This is a genomic window from Stenotrophomonas sp. GSD10 (assembly GCF_056172695.1).
This window is the reverse complement of sequence record NZ_JAOCMC010000002.1, coordinates 2957297-2973286: the sequence shown is the minus strand read 5'-3', so window position 1 is coordinate 2973286 and position 15990 is coordinate 2957297. Positions and strand designations below refer to the sequence as shown.

The 15990-nt window shown below is 68.5% G+C and carries 14 protein-coding genes and 2 pseudogenes; 9 read left to right on the top strand and 7 right to left on the bottom strand.

Features of this window, described 5'->3' with window-relative positions; genetic code table 11:
* Positions 1–31: 31 nt before the first annotated feature.
* From N4G47_RS14100 to N4G47_RS14065, 8 genes are all read left to right on the top strand, one after another.
* Complete coding sequence (locus N4G47_RS14100) at positions 32–517, top strand: CYTH domain-containing protein (protein ID WP_475289948.1); 486 nt, start codon at positions 32–34, stop codon at positions 515–517.
* 111 nt (positions 518–628) lie between these two features.
* Positions 629–1324 (top strand): DsbA family oxidoreductase, encoded by a 696-nt coding sequence (locus tag N4G47_RS14095; protein WP_475287900.1) that lies wholly within the window; start codon positions 629–631, stop codon positions 1322–1324.
* A gap of 161 nt (positions 1325–1485) precedes the next feature.
* Complete coding sequence (gene nagZ, locus N4G47_RS14090; protein ID WP_475287898.1) at positions 1486–2493, top strand: beta-N-acetylhexosaminidase; 1008 nt, start codon at positions 1486–1488, stop codon at positions 2491–2493.
* Positions 2493–3047, top strand: coding sequence for a hypoxanthine-guanine phosphoribosyltransferase (locus tag N4G47_RS14085; protein ID WP_005410592.1), 555 nt, complete (start codon positions 2493–2495; stop codon positions 3045–3047). The genes nagZ and N4G47_RS14085 overlap by 1 nt, the downstream gene beginning before the upstream one ends.
* An 81-nt stretch (positions 3048–3128) precedes the next feature.
* Positions 3129–3875 (top strand): S-methyl-5'-thioinosine phosphorylase, encoded by a 747-nt coding sequence (locus tag N4G47_RS14080; RefSeq protein ID WP_049430529.1) that lies wholly within the window; start codon positions 3129–3131, stop codon positions 3873–3875.
* A gap of 88 nt (positions 3876–3963) precedes the next feature.
* Positions 3964–4170: a cold-shock protein gene (locus N4G47_RS14075; RefSeq protein ID WP_005410590.1), complete on the top strand. Its 207-nt coding sequence runs from the start codon at positions 3964–3966 to the stop codon at positions 4168–4170.
* Between the two features lie 93 nt (positions 4171–4263).
* The gene (locus N4G47_RS14070) at positions 4264–5532 is read left to right on the top strand and encodes an FAD-dependent oxidoreductase (RefSeq protein WP_475287894.1); all 1269 of its coding nucleotides are present in this window, start codon (positions 4264–4266) and stop codon (positions 5530–5532) included.
* Between the two features lie 182 nt (positions 5533–5714).
* Positions 5715–5984, top strand: a complete 270-nt coding sequence (locus N4G47_RS14065; RefSeq protein WP_107231168.1) for a hypothetical protein — start codon at positions 5715–5717, stop codon at positions 5982–5984.
* 1 nt (position 5985) lies between these two features.
* On the opposite strand, the gene pdeM is transcribed toward N4G47_RS14065, so the two are convergent.
* The 4 genes from pdeM to N4G47_RS14045 are packed head-to-tail and all read right to left on the bottom strand — an operon-like array spanning position 5986 to position 11672.
* Positions 5986–6624 (bottom strand): ligase-associated DNA damage response endonuclease PdeM, encoded by a 639-nt coding sequence (gene pdeM, locus N4G47_RS14060; protein ID WP_475287889.1) that lies wholly within the window; start codon positions 6622–6624, stop codon positions 5986–5988.
* Positions 6614–9073: a ligase-associated DNA damage response DEXH box helicase gene (locus N4G47_RS14055; protein WP_475287885.1), complete on the bottom strand. Its 2460-nt coding sequence runs from the start codon at positions 9071–9073 to the stop codon at positions 6614–6616. Before N4G47_RS14055 ends, pdeM begins: the two co-directional genes overlap by 11 nt.
* A complete protein-coding gene (locus tag N4G47_RS14050) occupies positions 9070–10677 on the bottom strand; it encodes an ATP-dependent DNA ligase (RefSeq protein WP_475287883.1) in 1608 nt (535 codons plus the stop codon). The genes N4G47_RS14055 and N4G47_RS14050 overlap by 4 nt, the downstream gene beginning before the upstream one ends.
* The gene (locus tag N4G47_RS14045) at positions 10674–11672 is read right to left on the bottom strand and encodes a ligase-associated DNA damage response exonuclease (RefSeq protein ID WP_475287881.1); all 999 of its coding nucleotides are present in this window, start codon (positions 11670–11672) and stop codon (positions 10674–10676) included. The genes N4G47_RS14050 and N4G47_RS14045 overlap by 4 nt, the downstream gene beginning before the upstream one ends.
* Before the next feature lie 113 nt (positions 11673–11785).
* Here N4G47_RS14045 and N4G47_RS14040 point away from each other — a divergent pair, with 113 nt between their 5' ends.
* The gene (locus tag N4G47_RS14040; protein WP_475287878.1) at positions 11786–13423 is read left to right on the top strand and encodes an acyl-CoA dehydrogenase family protein; all 1638 of its coding nucleotides are present in this window, start codon (positions 11786–11788) and stop codon (positions 13421–13423) included.
* A 289-nt stretch (positions 13424–13712) separates the two neighbouring features.
* Here N4G47_RS14040 and N4G47_RS14035 read toward each other — a convergent pair.
* The 3 genes and pseudogenes from N4G47_RS14035 to N4G47_RS14025 all read right to left on the bottom strand — a co-directional run bounded on the left by N4G47_RS14035 (position 13713) and on the right by N4G47_RS14025 (position 15883).
* A pseudogene (locus N4G47_RS14035) lies at positions 13713–14122 on the bottom strand (hypothetical protein).
* A 122-nt stretch (positions 14123–14244) separates the two neighbouring features.
* Positions 14245–14586 carry a hypothetical protein gene (locus N4G47_RS14030; RefSeq protein ID WP_004153024.1) on the bottom strand — a complete coding sequence of 114 codons (342 nt, stop codon included), beginning with the start codon at positions 14584–14586 and terminating at the stop codon, positions 14245–14247.
* Positions 14587–14708: 122 nt separating this feature from the next.
* Positions 14709–15883, bottom strand: a pseudogene (locus N4G47_RS14025) (thiolase family protein).
* Positions 15884–15990 lie beyond the last annotated feature (107 nt).

The following is a 15990-nucleotide window of genomic DNA, read 5'->3' as shown; positions in this document are numbered from 1 at the left end:
GCCTGTCATGCCCATCGCGCATAATGGCGCGATGGGCATCGAAATCGAACGCAAATTCCTCGTCAGCAGTGACGACTGGCGTGCCGCCGCGCACCGGGTGATCCCGATGGCGCAGGGCTACATCAACGACATGGGCGCGCTGGATCGCGGCACCCAGAACGCCTCGGTGCGGGTGCGCATCGAGGGTGACCACGCCGCGCTGAACCTGAAGTCGCGCACCATCGGCCATACCCGCCAGGAGTTCGATTACCCGATCCCGGTCGAGGACGCGCGCGCGCTGCTGGCGCTGTGCGTGGGCGGCCTGATCGACAAGCGCCGGCATCTGGTCGAGCACGCCGGGCTGACCTGGGAAGTGGACGAGTTCCTGGGCGACAACGCCGGCCTGGTGGTGGCCGAGGTTGAACTGGACAGCGCCGACCAGGCCATCGAGCTGCCGGACTGGGTGGGCGCCGAAGTGACCGACGATGCGCGCTACTACAACGTCGCGCTGGCCAGTCACCCCTATTCACAGTGGTGAACCCCAAAAGGGGGACGGAGGGGATTAAGTCGTCTTTACCCCACCTGTGCGAAAAGCGACTTAATCCCCTCCGTCCCCTTTTTCGAGGGAGGCGGGCCCCATGTCGGGGGAATGAGAATCGACATCTATTCCGACGTGGTCTGCCCCTGGTGCTGGATCGGCAAGCATCGTTTCCAGCAGGGCGTGCAGTTGCTGGGCGCCGACGCGCCTGATCTGGACATCCACTGGCAGCCGTTCCAGCTGGATCCCGATGCGGACGCCACTCCGGTTCCGCTGCGTGAGGCCTATGTGCGCAAGTTCGGTGGCGCAGAGCGTACCGAGCAGATCCTCAGCCAGACCCAGACCACCGCGCGTGCCGAAGGCCTGCCGATGGACTTCAGCCAGGGCCAGGTGCGGGTGACCACGCTGCCGGCCCACCGGGTGCTGTGGCTGGCCGGGGAGCATGGGGTGCAGGAGGTGGTCGGCGAGGCGCTGTTCCGCGCCCACTTCGAGCAGGGCCAGAACCTGGCTGACCCGGCGGTGCTGATCAAGGCTGGCGTGGCCGGCGGTCTGGACGCGGGCGAGATCGCGCAGATGCTGGCCTCCGACCGCGGACTGGCCGAAGTGGAGGCCAGGCTGGCGCAGGCCCATGCGCTGGGCATTTCCTCGGTACCGACCTTCGTCATCGATGGGAAATGGGCCATTTCCGGAGCGCAGCCGCCGGAGGCGTTCGCCAACGCTCTGCGCCAGATCGCCGCCGAGCAGGGCGCCCCGGCCGCTTCGGCTGACGGCGACGAGGCCTGCGGCGCGGACGGCTGCAAGGTCTGAGCAGATCGGGGTCAGAGCCCCTGCGGGGATCCGACCCCGGGGTCAGATCCGCACTGCGGCTCTGACCCCACGCTTCCCTTTACCTTGACCACTGCGCCTGCCGGCCGGTTCTGCGACAATGCGGCACTGCGCCATGAGGGCGCGCGTTGTGGAGATCGACCATGCTGCTGATCGGCGTTGCCGGCACCGAACTGACCGCCCAGGAACGCGACTGGCTGCAGCACGATGCCGTGGCCGGGGTGGTGCTGTTCAAGCGCAACTTTGCTTCGCGCCAGCAGGTGACCGATCTGAGCGCGGCCATCCGCGCCGCTGCGCCGCGCCCGCAGCTGATCTGCGTGGACCAGGAAGGCGGCCGCGTGCAGCGCTTCCGCGAGGGCTACAGCGCGCTGCCGCCGCTGCAGGAGATCGGCGCGATGTACGCCACCGATCCGCAGCAGGCGCTGGCCATGGCCGAGCAGCACGCCTGGCTGATGGCCAGCGAGGTGCGAGCCAGCGGCGTGGACCTCAGCTTCGCGCCGGTGGTCGATCTGGGCCGCGGCAATCGCGCCATCGGCAACCGTGCCTTCAGTGAAGACCCGCAGGTGGTGGCCGCCTTCACCGCCGCCTACGTGCGTGGCATGCACGCGGTCGGCATGGCCGCCACGCTCAAGCATTTCCCCGGCCACGGCACCGTGCTGGAAGATACCCATGTCGATACCGCGATCGATCCGCGCGCGCTGGACGAACTGCGTGCGCAGGACCTGGTGCCGTTCCAGGCCGGCATCGCCGCCGGTGCCGACGCGGTGATGATGGCGCACGTGATCTATCCGCAGGTGGCGCCGGAGCCGGCCGGCTATTCGCCGCGCTGGATCCAGGACATTCTGCGTGGCGAGCTCGGCTTCCGTGGCGTGGTGTTCTCCGACGACATCGGCATGGCCGCCTCGCACAGCGCCGGCGGTGTGCCCGCGCGCGTGCACGCGCACCTGGACGCCGGTTGCGACGTGGTGCTGGTCTGCCACCCCGAGCTGGTCGATGAAGCCCTGCACGCGGTGCAGGGGCGCTCCCTCAATACCGCTGCGCTGCTGGGCCTGATCGGTCGCGGCGCGCTTGGCTGGGATGGCCTGTTGGCCGATGCCCGCCATGGCGACACCCAATCCCGTCTGCTTGAAACCCTTGGAAGAACCGTCTGATGCCCAACCTCACCATTTCCCAGGCCCTGGCCCAGGCTGACCTGCTGGTCGACCGCCCCACCATCGACAAGGCCATCGCCGGTATCGCCGACGCCATCGCGCGCGATTACAAGGGCGAGGTGCCGCTGTTCCTGTCGATCATGCACGGCGCACTGCCGTTCGCCGGCCAGCTGGCGCTGGAACTGGGCGCGCGCGGCCAGGACGTGCAGTTCGATTACCTGCACGCCACCCGCTACCGCGGTGAAACCACCGGTGGCGACCTGGTCTGGAAGCACAAGCCGGCCACCTCGCTGTTCGGCCGCCGCGTGCTGCTGGTCGACGACATCCTGGACGAGGGCTACACCCTGCAGGGCGTGCGCACCTGGTGCCTGGAGCAGGGCGCGACCGACGTGCGCATCGCCGCGATGACGGTGAAGAAGCACGACCGCGCGCTGCCGGACGTGACCGCCGACTACGCCGGCATCGAACTGCCGGATCGTTACGTGTTCGGCTTCGGCATGGACGTCAACGAAACCCTGCGCTGCGTGCCGGCCATCTACGCAATGAAGGAATAACGGCGCGGCCGCCCGCGGCGCACCGCTTCCACCGCCGGCATCCTCGGGTGCCGGCGTTCGTCTTTTCATGGAGTGCTTCGAATGCAACAGATCGCCCTGGCCGTGATCGGCGGTACCGGTGTCTACAACCTGGCCAAGCTCGACGACGTGCAGACCCACGAGGTCGATACCCGTTTCGGCCGTCCGTCCGGCCCGGTGCGGGTGGGCACGCTGCTCGGCCACCGCGTGGCGTTCCTGGCGCGCCATGGTGAAGGCCACTCGCTGCCGCCGCACAAGATCAACTACCGCGCCAACCTGGCCGCGCTGCAGCAGCTGGGCGCGCAGCGCGTGCTGGCGTTGAACACCGTGGGCGGCATCACCGAACACTTTGGTCCGCGCGTGCTGGCCTGCCCGGACCAGATCATTGACTACACCTGGGGCCGCATCAGCACCATCTGTGAAGAAGAGGGCACCGACGTGGTTCACGTCGATTTCGGCCATCCGTACACGCCGATGCTGCGCAGCAAGATCCTGGCGGCGGCCAAGGTGACCGGTGTCACGGTCCATGACGGTGGCTGCTACGGCGCAACCCAGGGCCCGCGCCTGGAAACCATCGCTGAAATCGCCCGCATGCGCCGTGACGGCTGTGACCTGGTGGGCATGACCGGCATGCCCGAAGCCGCGCTGGCACGGGAGCTGGGCCTGGATTACGCCTGCCTGGCGATCATTGCCAACTGGGCCGCCGGCTGCGGGGATGGCGAGGAGATTACGATGGCCGAAGTGCTGGCCAATGTGCAGGCCGCCAGCAACGGACTTCCGGAACTGGTGGGCGAATTGGCACGGGGGTGATTGTCTTCCCCGAGCAAGCTTTGCATACTCAGCTTGTGCGCGGGTTCAGCGTACACCACCCATTCATTGCATAAGGTCTCGCATCACCATGCCGAACGGTACCGTCAAGTGGTTCAACGACGCCAAGGGATTTGGCTTCATCTCGCCGGAGGATGGCAGCGCCGACGTGTTCGCGCACTTCTCCGCCATCAACTCCAAGGGCTTCCGCAGCCTGCAGGAAGGCCAGCGTGTCACCTATGACGTGACCCAGGGCCCGAAGGGTGCCCAGGCTTCGAACATCACGCCGGCCGAGTGATCCACTCGACAGTGCGTTGAAAACCCCGCTTCGGCGGGGTTTTTTGCGCCGCCGTTGCGGCCATGAGGTTGCCGCCTCGGGCACAATGCAGTCATGACGGAACGACTGCGCATCGCCGTGATCGGCTACGGCACCGCCGGCCAGGCATTGGCCATCCTGCTCACCCGTGACGGTCACCAGGTGGAGATCTTTGAACGGGTGCCGACGCCGGGGCCGGTCGGCGCCGGTTTCCTGCTGCAGCCCAGCGGCTTGCAGGTGCTGTGGCAAATGGGCCTGCTCGACGCGGTGCGCGCGCATGCCGCACCGGTGCACCGCCTGTACGGCGACACGCCGTGCGAACGTGCGGTGATGGACATGCGCTATGACGGCCTGGACGCGCGGCTGCATGGCCTGGGCATGCAGCGCGGTGCCCTGTTCTCGCTGCTGGACGACGCACGAGGCGGTGCCGGCCAGCTGCACGCCGGCACCACCATCGTCGATGTGGACAGCGCGCAGGGCCGCGTGCGCGACAGCGAAGGTCGCCTGCACGGCCCGTTCGATCTGGTGGTGGCCGCCGACGGTGCAGCCTCGACCCTGCGCGGCACCCTTGGCGGTGGCGCTGCGCTGGACCGTGTGTATCCGTGGGGTGCGCTGTGGTGCCTGCTGCCGGCCGAAGACTGGCCGCACATGCAGGAACTGCGGCAGCGCTACGTAGCCGCGCGCAAGATGATCGGGCTGCTGCCGGTCGGCACCCGGCCCGGCGACGACACGCCGCGACTGAGCTTCTTCTGGAGCCTGCCACGCAGCGATTTCGATCGTTGGCAGGCCGATGGCATGGCGCCGTGGCTGGACGAACTGCACGCGCTGTGGCCGCAGGCCAGCGCCCGCTTCGTGCATCTGCGCGAGGCCGGCCAGCTGGCGCGCGCGGTCTACCGCGATGCGGCGATGACGCGTTGGCATCACGACCGCATGGTGCTGGCCGGTGATGCCGCCCATGCAATGAGCCCGCAGCTGGGGCAGGGCGTGAACATGGCGCTGCTGGATGCCGTGGCGCTGCGCGATGCGCTGCGCAGGCACGGCGCAGGCGCCGAAGCATTGCAGGCCTACCAGGCGCAGCGGCGCGCGCACGTGGCGGTGTACCAGCGCTGGAGCCGTTGGCTCACGCCGCTGTTCCAGTCCGAGCGCGATGCCTGGGCGAAGGCGCGTGATGTGCTGCTGGGGCCGATGGGAAAGCTGCCGGGCGGTCGTGGCCACATGTTGCGTGTGCTCAGCGGCGCCCAGCATGGCTGGTTCGGTTCGCTGGCGCTGGATCCGGCTTTCATCGCTGCGATGGCCTGCCGCGAGCAGGCGCCTGCAGTCATCGCGGCAACAGCACGTGCGTGAAGCATTCCGTCACGTGAATTAACGGTTGCATCACTGCGGTTATGCGAAAAGAAGTGAGCACGCGACAGTCGCGTCGCCCGTTTTCCTTTCCGTGATCAACATCGCGCGTGGCCCGGGCGGCACCGCCGTTGCGGCCTGTTGCGGCCCGGACGTGCCGCGTGATGTTGAACGAGGAGGACGCCATGTTGTTCGCGGTCGAGGAGCTGGATTCGGAAATCTGCAAGCTGCGCGGTCTGCTGCAGATGCTGCACGAAGACCAGCCCGACGTACTGGAAGACGTGTTCGAGTTCCATGTCGGCAGCCTGATCAGCCATGCATCGCCGGAGCACCACGCGCGCATCCGCAGCTGTGCGCAGGACATGCTCGCCGCGATCCGGGCACTGCCACGGCGGCGCGATGATGACACCGCCGATTTCCAGTTGATGCCGCAGCTGGGCGTGCGCCCGGCCTGATTCAGCGCGTCGGCAGTGCCACCAGCCCGCCCTCCACGCAGGCAATCATCTGCTCGCCAGGGGCGGGGACTGGCACGATTCCGGCGGTGAAGGCGGAGAAGGCGGGCAGGATCGTCATCCCATCGCGCAGCCAGAACGCGGGAAAGCGCCGCCGCAACGCGGGCAGCGCGATCTGTGGGTGCAGATGTCCTGCAATCACATGTCTTGCCGGATCGGCCACAGGTTCATGGCGCAGCAGGAAGGGCCCGAGCGGGACACTGTCGTGGATCCGGACCTGCAGCTGTGCGTGGGCCAGGTGCCGGTCGTGGTTGCCACGCACGACATGCACCTCCAGCCACGCATTGCGTTCGCGCCAGCCCAGCCAGTGCTGGTACCACGGCGCGCGATGCGCCGGCCCATGCAGGATGTCACCGAGGATCCACAGTTCGCGGCAGGCATGTGCATCGAGCAGCGCCTGCAGGCGCTGAAGGTCGTCAACGGTGCCGCCGCTGGGCAGTGCGATGCCGGCACGACGGAACACATCGGCCTTGCCCAGGTGCAGGTCGGCGATCAGCAACGCCTGTCGTGCCGGCCAGTACAGGGCGCGGCTACCGAGCAACCGCATGGGCTCGCCGGCAAGCAGCAGATGCTCATCGACCATGGCGGCGCTCCAGCTGCTGCGCGGCGCGTTGCACCCGCGTGCGCCAGTCTTCGTTGCTGAACTGCCCGCGCAGGCGCTCGGCCCACAGCGGAAAACCCAGCGGCGTGAGTGATGCCGGCTGCTGCAGCGACAGTGCCTGGGTGCCAATCCGATCCAGTACCTGCTGCAGGCCCGGCAGGTCCAGGCTGTCGTGCAGGACTTCGCGCTCGGCCAGTGCCAGCAGCAGATGACCCGGGTCGTGCTCGCGCAGGACGTCATAGAGCAATCCCGCCGACGCCTGTAGCTGGCGCAGCGAGCGCGGCATGCCGCCGGGCAGGCTGGGAACCAGCAGGCCGGCCACACGCGCGATGCCGCGGAACTGGCGGCGTGCCAGCTCGCCCAGATTGACCGCCGCACGCAGGTCTTCCAGCAGATGTTCACGGCTGAACAAGGCGCGCCACTGCGGCAGTTCGAGTTCGATGGCCTGCGCCGGTGCCAGCACCAGACCATGATCGTTCACCGCATAGCCGATGCTGTTGCGCTGCCGGCGGGTACAACGCAGCGCCAGCAGCGCCGCCAATGCCTCGTGCACGTGGCGGCCGGCAAAGGGATAGACGAACAGGAACTGGCCCTCGCGACGCCTCACGTCTTCCACCAGCAGATGATCCGCACCGGGCCGCGCCGACAACTGCGCCTGCAGTGCCAGCAACGGCGCCAGCCAGCGTGATTCGGCGCTGTCATCGGCACCGGACAATACCGCTTCCAGTTCGCGGCCCAGGGTCATCGACAGCGGCAGCTGCCCACCCTGCCAGCGCGGCACGATGCCATCACCGCGTCCGCGCGCCAGCCGCACGAAGGCGGTCATGTCACGCAGCTGCACCAGCTCCAGCAGGCGCCCGGCGAACTGGAAGCGATCACCCCGGCGCAGGCGGCTGGCGAACTGTTCCTCCACTGCACCGAGCCCGCCACCACGCAGGAACTGCACGCGCACGCTGCCATCGCTGCTGATGGTGCCGATCGACAAGCGGTGCCGCAGCGCCTGGCGGCGATCATGCATGCGGTAGCTGCCATCGGCATCGCGCACGACCTTGTGGAAGTCCGGGTACTGCGTCAGCGCCTGCCCGCCCTGCACGATGAACTCCAGCACGGCCTGCCATTGCGCGTCGTCCAGCGCGGCGAAGGCATGGGTACGCCGTATCTGATCAAGCAGCGCCTGGCTGTCGAAGCCGCCGGCCAATGCGCGGCTTACCGCGTGCTGGGCCAGCACATCCAGCGACAGCGTGGGCGGCCGGCGGGCTTCGACCACGCCTTCGCGCAGTGCACGGCGCACGGCCGCATATTCGGCCAGTTCCAGTGCATGGCTGGGGACGCACAGGATGGAGCCGCTGGCACCAGGGCGATGGCGTGCGCGCCCGGCGCGCTGGCGCAGGCGCGCCACCCCTTTCGGGCTACCCAGCTGCAGTACCTGTTCAACCTCGGGGAAATCCACGCCGAGGTCGAGGCTGGAGGTCGCCACCACGCAGCGCAGCGTACCCGCGCGCAGGCCGTCTTCCACCTGCTGGCGCAGCGCCGGATCCAGCGAGCCGTGATGCAGCGCCAGCGTATCGGCGTCTTCCGGCCATACCGCCGCCAGCGCCTGGTGCCACAACTCGGCCTGCGCGCGGGTGTTGGTGAACAGCAGGCTGCTGCGAGCGGCCATCAGCGCATCCAGCACGCGTGGCAGCTGCGCCAGCCCGAGGTGGCCGGCCCACGGAAAGCGTTCGCCGGGCGCCGGCAGCAGGCTGCGCACGGTGATCGGGCGCGAACGGACGCCCTGCACGATGGGGGCGTCCGGTCGGTCGGGCAGCAGCACCTCGCGGGCCTGCGCCAGGTTGCCCAGCGTCGCCGACAATCCCCACAGCTGCAGTGAAGGCGCAGCATCGCGCAGCACCGCCAGGTTCAACTGCAACAGCGCGCCGCGCTTGTTGCCCAGCAGTTCGTGCCATTCGTCCACCACCACGCAGCGCAGCTGGCGCATGCGTGGCAGCGTGTCGGGATAGCTCAGCAGCAGCGCCAGCGATTCGGGCGTGGTCACCAGCACGTCGATGCGGCCCTCGCGCGCCTGCCGTCGCTCGCGGTTGCTGGCATCACCACTGCGCAGGCCGACCCGCCAACCCAGTCCCAGGCCGTCGATCACCGTCTGCAGCGCACGGGCGGTGTCGCTGGCCAGCGCGCGCAACGGCGTCACCCACAACACCTGCAGCGGCCGCACCGCATTGGCACGGCGCGGTGCCGGTGGCGGATCGATCATCGCCTGCAGCAGCGGGCCGCCGAACATGGCCAGGGTCTTGCCGCTGCCGGTTGGCGTGTGCAGCAGCCCGGACTCACCGGCCAGGTAGTGCCGCCACATCGCGCGCTGGAACGGCAGCGAGCGCCAGCCGCGTGCCGCGAACCAGTCTTCCAGCCGGCTCAGCGCCTGGCTGCGCGTCATCGCGCCAGCGCCTGCAGAGCGGTCAGCCGGTCGGCTTCGCTGGCCGGCTTGTCGTGGCGCCAGCGCAGGATGCGCGGAAACCGCACGGCAATGCCCGACTTGTGCCGCGCACTGCGGTTGACCGCCTCGAAACCCAATTCGAACACCTGTTCGGCACGCACGCTGCGCACCGGGCCGAAGCGTTCGCGCGTATTGGCGCGGATCCAGCGGTCGAGCGCGAGGATTTCCTTGTCGTCCAATCCCGAATAAGCCTTGGCCACCGGCACCAGCGTGTCGCCGTCCCACACCCCGAAGGTGTAGTCGGTGTACAGCGTGCTGCGCCGTCCATGCCCGGCCTGCGCGTACAGCAGCACCGCATCGATGGTGAGGGGATCGACCTTCCACTTCCACCAGTCGCCGCGTCGTCGCCCCGATTGATAGACGGAGGCGCGGCGCTTGAGCATCAAGCCTTCGACGCCGCGGTCGCGTGCGCCATCGCGCAGTGCGGCGGCCTGCTGCCAGCCCTCGGCAGCAACCTCCGGCGAGATCTGGATGCGCTTGTCATCCAGCGTGCCGATCAGCTCGGCCAACCGCGCACGCCGTTGCTGCAGCGGCAGTGCGCGCAGATCTTCGCCGTCCTGTTCAAGCAGGTCGTAGGCAAGTACGCGCACCGGCGTATTGCGTAGCGTCGCCGCGCCGGGTTTGCGGCGCTGGATGCGGGTCTGCAATGCGGTGAAGGCACGCGGCAGGTCGCCGGTTTCATCCCAGGCCAGCAGCTCGCCATCCAGCACGCAGCCCTCGGGCAGCGCCATCGCGGCCTGTTCGATCTCGGGAAAGCGGCCATCGAGGCGTTCCTCGCCGCGCGACCATAGCGCCACTTCGCCGCGCCGGCGCAGCAGCTGCAGACGGATGCCATCCCATTTCCACTCCAGCAGCCAGTCTTCGATCGGGCCCAGCCGTGCGCCCGGCTCGCCCTCCATCGGCGAGGCCAGGAAGAACGGGTAGGGCTGCTGCCGATCCTGCGGCAGTTCGTCGGCCGACAACAGCTGCGCCAGCAGCCCGGGCGAGGGTACCCACGCACCGAGCATGCGCTGGGCGATGCGCGCGATGTCCAGGCCGGACCATTCGGCCAGTGCCTGTTGCACCAGCCGCTGCGAGACACCCACGCGCAGGGCGCCGGTCAGCAGCTTGTTGAACACCAGGCGCTCGCCGCTGCGCAACTGCCGCCAGCCGGCGACAACCGCCGCGCGGCGCTCGCCCTCGGCATGGTTGGCCACGGCCAGCAGGTGCTGTTCGATCCAGTCCGACAACGGCCGGTCGGCGGCGGGATGCAATGGATCATCCAGCAGCAGGGTCAGTGTTTCGGCCAGATCGCCGACCTGGGCATAGCTGTCTTCCACCAGCCAGGCGGGCAGACCGGATTCTTCGGCGATCCAGCTGCGCAGCTCGCCACTGGCGGCGATCCTGCGGCGTGCGCCGCCGACCTTGCCGCCGCTGAGCAGGAACAGCGCCCACGCCGCATCGTGCGCCGCGGCGTGGCGGAAGTAGTCGACCAGCGCGGCACGCTTGTCCAGGGTGGCCGTGCTGCGGTCCAGGCGCTGGTAGAGTGCGGCGAAGGCCTTCATTCCTCGCTTCCGAAATCGGTGCGGAAGGCTTCGGCGGCGATGCCGCGCTCGCGCAGGAAGGGAATCAGCGCATCGGTATTGCCATGGGTGGCGATCACCCGCGAGGCGCGCGTCTGCTCGATGGTGTGCAGCAGCGCGGGCCAGTCGGCGTGGTCGGAGATGACGAAACCGCGATCGACATTGCGCCGGCGCCGGTTGCCGCGCAGCTGCATCCACCCCGAGGCGAACCCCAGTTGATGTGGTCCGAAGCGGCGCATCCACGGCGTGCCTGCCGCCGAGGGCGGGGCCAGGATCAGCTGGCCGGCGGCATCGGGCTGTCGTCCCTGTTCGGCCACGGCCAGCGTTTCCAGCATCGGCACGCCGGCCTGCCGGTAGACCGCCACGCCATTGGCGATGGCGCCATGCAGCCAGGCGGGCCGGTCATCCAGCGGCAGCAGCTCGGCCAGTACCCGCTGCGCCTTGCCCAGCGCGTAGCACAGCAGGATGGCCGCTTCGCCGCGCTGCGCGCATTCGCGGCGCCAGGCCACGATCTCGGCGGCCACCGTGGCGGTGTCCGGCCAGCGGTAGATCGGCAACGCGAACGTCGCCTCGGTGATGAAGGTATCGCAGGGCACCACTTCGAACGGCGTGCAGGTCGGGTCGGGCTGGCGCTTGTAATCGCCGGAGGCCACCCAGACCTGCTCGCCGTCATCGATGCGCACCTGCGACGAGCCCAGCACATGGCCGGCAGGATGCAGCGACACCTGCACCCGGCCCATGCCGAAGGCCACCCCGTCGGCATGGCTGTGCACCTGCACATCGCCCAGTCGCCAGCGCAGGATCGGCAGGCTGCCTTCGCTGCAGTGGTACTCGCCCATGCCCGGGCGCGCGTGGTCGCCATGGCCATGGGTGATGACCGCGCGCGGCACCGGGCGCCAGGGATCGATATGGAAATCGCCGGCGGCGCAGTACAGCCCCTCCGGGCGCAGCACCACCAGATCGTCATTGCCTGCCATGTGGTCACTGTGGCCTGCGCCTCGTGCAGGTGGTGAGAACCGGCCTGAACACGGGCTTGGCGGAGGATGCTGCACAATCGGAGCGCACACCTCTTGCCGCCAGGAAGGAACGGATGAGCGGACCCGGCTTCAGCAGCAACGCCCCCTTCGAAACCCACGTGGTGTTGAACCAGCCGCCGCCCTTCGCCGGCCGCCAGTTGTGGACCGATGACGTGGCACTGATGGAGGCGGTGCAGCGCGAAGGCGCCGCCGGTTTCGCACCGCGGCTGGCGGTGTATGGTGCGCTGGCCGGTGACGAGCTGTATCGGCTCGGCTTCGACGCCAACCGCGATCGACCACGGCTGCGCACGCACGATGCGCAGGGCCATCGCATCGATACCGTCGAGTTCCATCCGGCCTATCACCAGTTGATGGACGCAGCGAAATCGCATGGCGTGGCCGGCCTGTCCTGGCACGAGCCGCAGCCTGGCGCGCATGTTGCGCGTGCGGCGCTGAGCTACCTGCATCACCAGGCCGAGGCCGGCACCAGCTGTCCGTTGACCATGACCCATGCGGCGGTGGCAGTGCTGCAGTCGCAACCGCACCTGGCCGAGTGGGCACGCAAGGCGGCCGCGCCGGTCTATGACCCGCGCGACGTGCCGGTGGCGGACAAGACCGGCATCACCCTGGGCATGGGCATGACCGAAAAACAGGGCGGCTCGGACGTTCGCGCCAACAGCACGCGTGCCGAGCCGATCGACGGCGAGCGCTATCGCCTGGTGGGGCACAAATGGTTCTTTTCCGCCCCCATGTGCGATGGCTTCCTGGTGCTGGCGCAGGCGCCGGCGGGAATGACCTGCCTGCTGATGCCACGCCGGCTTGCCGATGGCGATCGCAACGCGTTCCGGCTGATGCGGCTGAAGGACAAGCTGGGCGACTGGGCCAACGCCTCCAGCGAGGTCGAGTTCTGCGGGGCGCAGGCATGGCGCGTGGGCGAGGAAGGACGCGGCGTGGCTACCATCATCGGCATGGTGATGATGACCCGCCTGGACTGCATGCTCGGCGCAGCGGCAGAGATGCGCATGGCGCTGGCGCAAGCGCTGCACCATGCGCGGCACCGCCGCACCTTCGGCAAGCTGCTGGTGGAACATGCGCTGATGGCCAACGTGCTGGCCGATCTGGCGCTGGAGTCTGAAGCGGCCACGGTGCTGGCGATGCGCATCGCCCGTGCGGTCGACCGTGCCGGCGTGGATGCCAATGAGGCAGCGCTGGCGCGGCTGGGGACCGCGCTGGGCAAGTACTGGGTGTGCAAGCGTGCGGCGGTGTTCGTCAACGAAGCGCAGGAATGCCTGGGCGGGGCCGGCTATGTGGAAGAGTCGATGCTGCCGCGGTTGTACCGGCAGGCACCGTTGAACTCGATCTGGGAGGGCAGCGGCAACATCCAGTGCCTGGACGTGCTGCGCACGCTGTCGCGCGAGCCGGAGGCGCTGGCGGCATTGCGCGGTGAGCTGGCGGCCGTGGCCGACCGGGATGCGCGTTATGCAGCGGCCTTGCAGCGCTGGGCAGCGGCACCGCCGCCGGAAGAATCGCAGGCGCGGATCTTCTGCGAGCGCACCGCGCTGCTGTTGCAGGCGGCGTTGCTGCTGCGCGCGCGCAGCCCGATGGCCGAGGCGTTCGTGCGCAGCCGGCTGCACGGTGAGCATGGGCTGGCGTTCGGGACGCTGCCGGCGGGGGTGGATCTGGCGGCGATGGTGGCGCGCGCGTTGCCGTAGCGGGCGGCCAACGGCGGAGCCCCTCGTGGTGGGCGCTGCGGAGTCTGCGTTGTGAGCGGGCCGCGCGGGTGGGTTGCGCAGGGGGCGCTGCAAGTACGTCCATGTAAGCTCGGTCGCCGCATCCATGCGGCTCACGCCCCTGCGCAACCCACCCGCGCGGCCGCGGACACTTTCCGCGCGTCCAGCACGGAATCAACAGAAAAAGCAGGGTGCGGAAAGCAGAAAAGCCGCGGCAATGCCGCGGCTTTTCCTGTATAGCGCCGAGCCCATGCCCGGCTGCCGGCAGGGCTTAGTGCTTGGCTTCTTCCTTGGCGGCATTCGCTTTTGCGTCGTTTGCGACATCGCGCGCCTTGTCGGCAACCTTCTGCGCGGCGTTGGCGGTGGCGTCGCTGGCGTGCGCGGCGGCATCGGTCGCTGCGTCCTTGGCCTTGTCGGCGGCATTGGCCGTGGCATCAGCGGCCTTGTCCAGGGCCTGCTGGGTATCGGCGGCGGCCTGCTCAGAGGCGGCTGCGGTCTTGTCGGCGGCGTCGCGGGTGGCGCGGCGGCCTTGTCCACGGCGTCGCGGGCGGCAGCACCGGCGCTGTCGGCGGCCTGCTGCGCGTCCTGTTTGGCCTGCTCGGCTTCCGGGCCCTTGCAGGCGGCCAGGGCCAGCAGCAGGCAGGCGGCCAGCACGGTGGTGGTGATCGGACGAATCTTCATGGCGGTCTCCGCTGCTGCAATGGATGGGGACGCCAGCCTATTCATGCCGTTGTGAAGACCGGGCAAGAAAAAGCCGCTGGCGGACCAGCGGCTTTTCCAGAACAGCATGAAGAAAGAAGTGATTACTTCTTGGCTTCTTCAGCAGCGTCCTTGGCCTTCTCGGCGGTGCCTTCGGCAGCCTTGGCAGCGTCGGCAGCAGCGCCGGCAGCAGCGTCGGTGGCAGCAGCGCCAGCCTGGGCAGCGGCGTCGACCGAAGCGTCAGCAGCGGTGGCGGCGGTGTCAGCGGCCTGCTGGGCAGCGTCGGCGGTCTGGGCGCCGGCAGCGGCGGCCTGGTCGGCAGCAGCCTGGGCTTCGGTGGCGGCTTCGTTGGCCGAAGCAGCGGCGTCCTGGGCAGCTTCCTGCTTCGAGCAGGCGGCCAGGGCCAGAGCCAGGGACATCGCGACCAGCAGCTTGTTGATGCTCATTGTGTGAATCCTCGTCGTTAGATTAGGCAACGCGCAACTGCGCGCCGACAACATGATGACAAGCCAAGATTGGGTGTCAAGCGATCCCGCATTCATTTTTGCGAAATCATCGTTAAATCTTTTCAAATCAATTCGATGGCGATTGCCGTCGCTTCGCCGCCACCGATGCACAAGGTGGCAATGCCGCGCTTGCCACCGCGCGTGCGCAGGGCGTTGACCAGGGTCACCACCAGACGGGCACCGGACGCACCGATCGGATGGCCCAGTGCGCAGGCACCGCCATTCACGTTGAGCTTGTCATGCGGGATGCCCAGCTCGCGCATCGGCGCCATGGCGACTACGGCGAACGCTTCGTTGATTTCGAACAGATCGATCTGCTCCAGCGACCAGCCAGTCTTGGCCAGCAGCGCGTGGATCGCCCCGATCGGGGCAGTGGTGAACCACTCCGGTTCCTGCGAGTGGGTGGCATGGCCGACGATCCGCGCCAGCGGGTGATGCCACGCGCAGCGGCGTCTTCCTCGGTCAGCAGCACCACGGCGGCGGCGCCGTCGGAAATGCTGGAGGAGCTGGCGGCGGTCACGCTGCCATCCTTCTTGAACGCCGGACGCAGGGTCGGGATCTTGGCGATGTCCGAGCGGCCGGGCTGTTCGTCGGTGGCGAACTCGACCTCACCCTTGCGGGTGGCCACCTTCACCGCGACGATCTCGTCGGCGAAGGCGCCATTGGCCTGCGCGGCCTGTGCGCGCTTGACCGACTCGATGGCGTAGGCGTCCTGTTCCTCGCGGGTGAACTGGTACTTGTCCACCGCGCATTCGGCGAATTCGCCCATCGCCTTGCCGTCGTAGGCATTGACCAGGCCGTCGTGGGCCATGTGGTCGACCGCCTGGAAGTTGCCGAAGCGGTTGCCGGTGCGTGAATTCGGCAGCATGTGCGGGGCGTTGGACATCGATTCCATGCCGCCGGCGACCACGATGCTGGCCGAACCGGCCTTGATCAGGTCATGGCCGAGCATGATGGTCTTCATGCCCGAGCCGCACACCTTGTTGAGCGTGGTGGCACCGGCCGACAGCGGAATGCCAGCGGCAATCGCGGCCTGGCGGGCGGGCGCCTGGCCGAGGTTGGCCGGCAGCACGCAGCCCATGAGGACTTCAGAGACGTCGCCGGCCGGCACGCCCGACTGTTCCAGGGCGGCAGCGATGGCGGCCGCGCCGAGGGTGGGGGTCGGCACGCCGGTGAACTGGCCGAGGAAGGAGCCGATGGCGGTGCGCTTGGCGGCGGCGATGACGATGTTGGACATGGCAATCTCGTTGATGCGTAAGCAAAGTTCGGAAAGGAGACCGCGGACGTTGGAAGCGCCCTGGTTTCCCGGCAGACTGCGTGGGGGTCGGCCCAAGTATAGAGGGT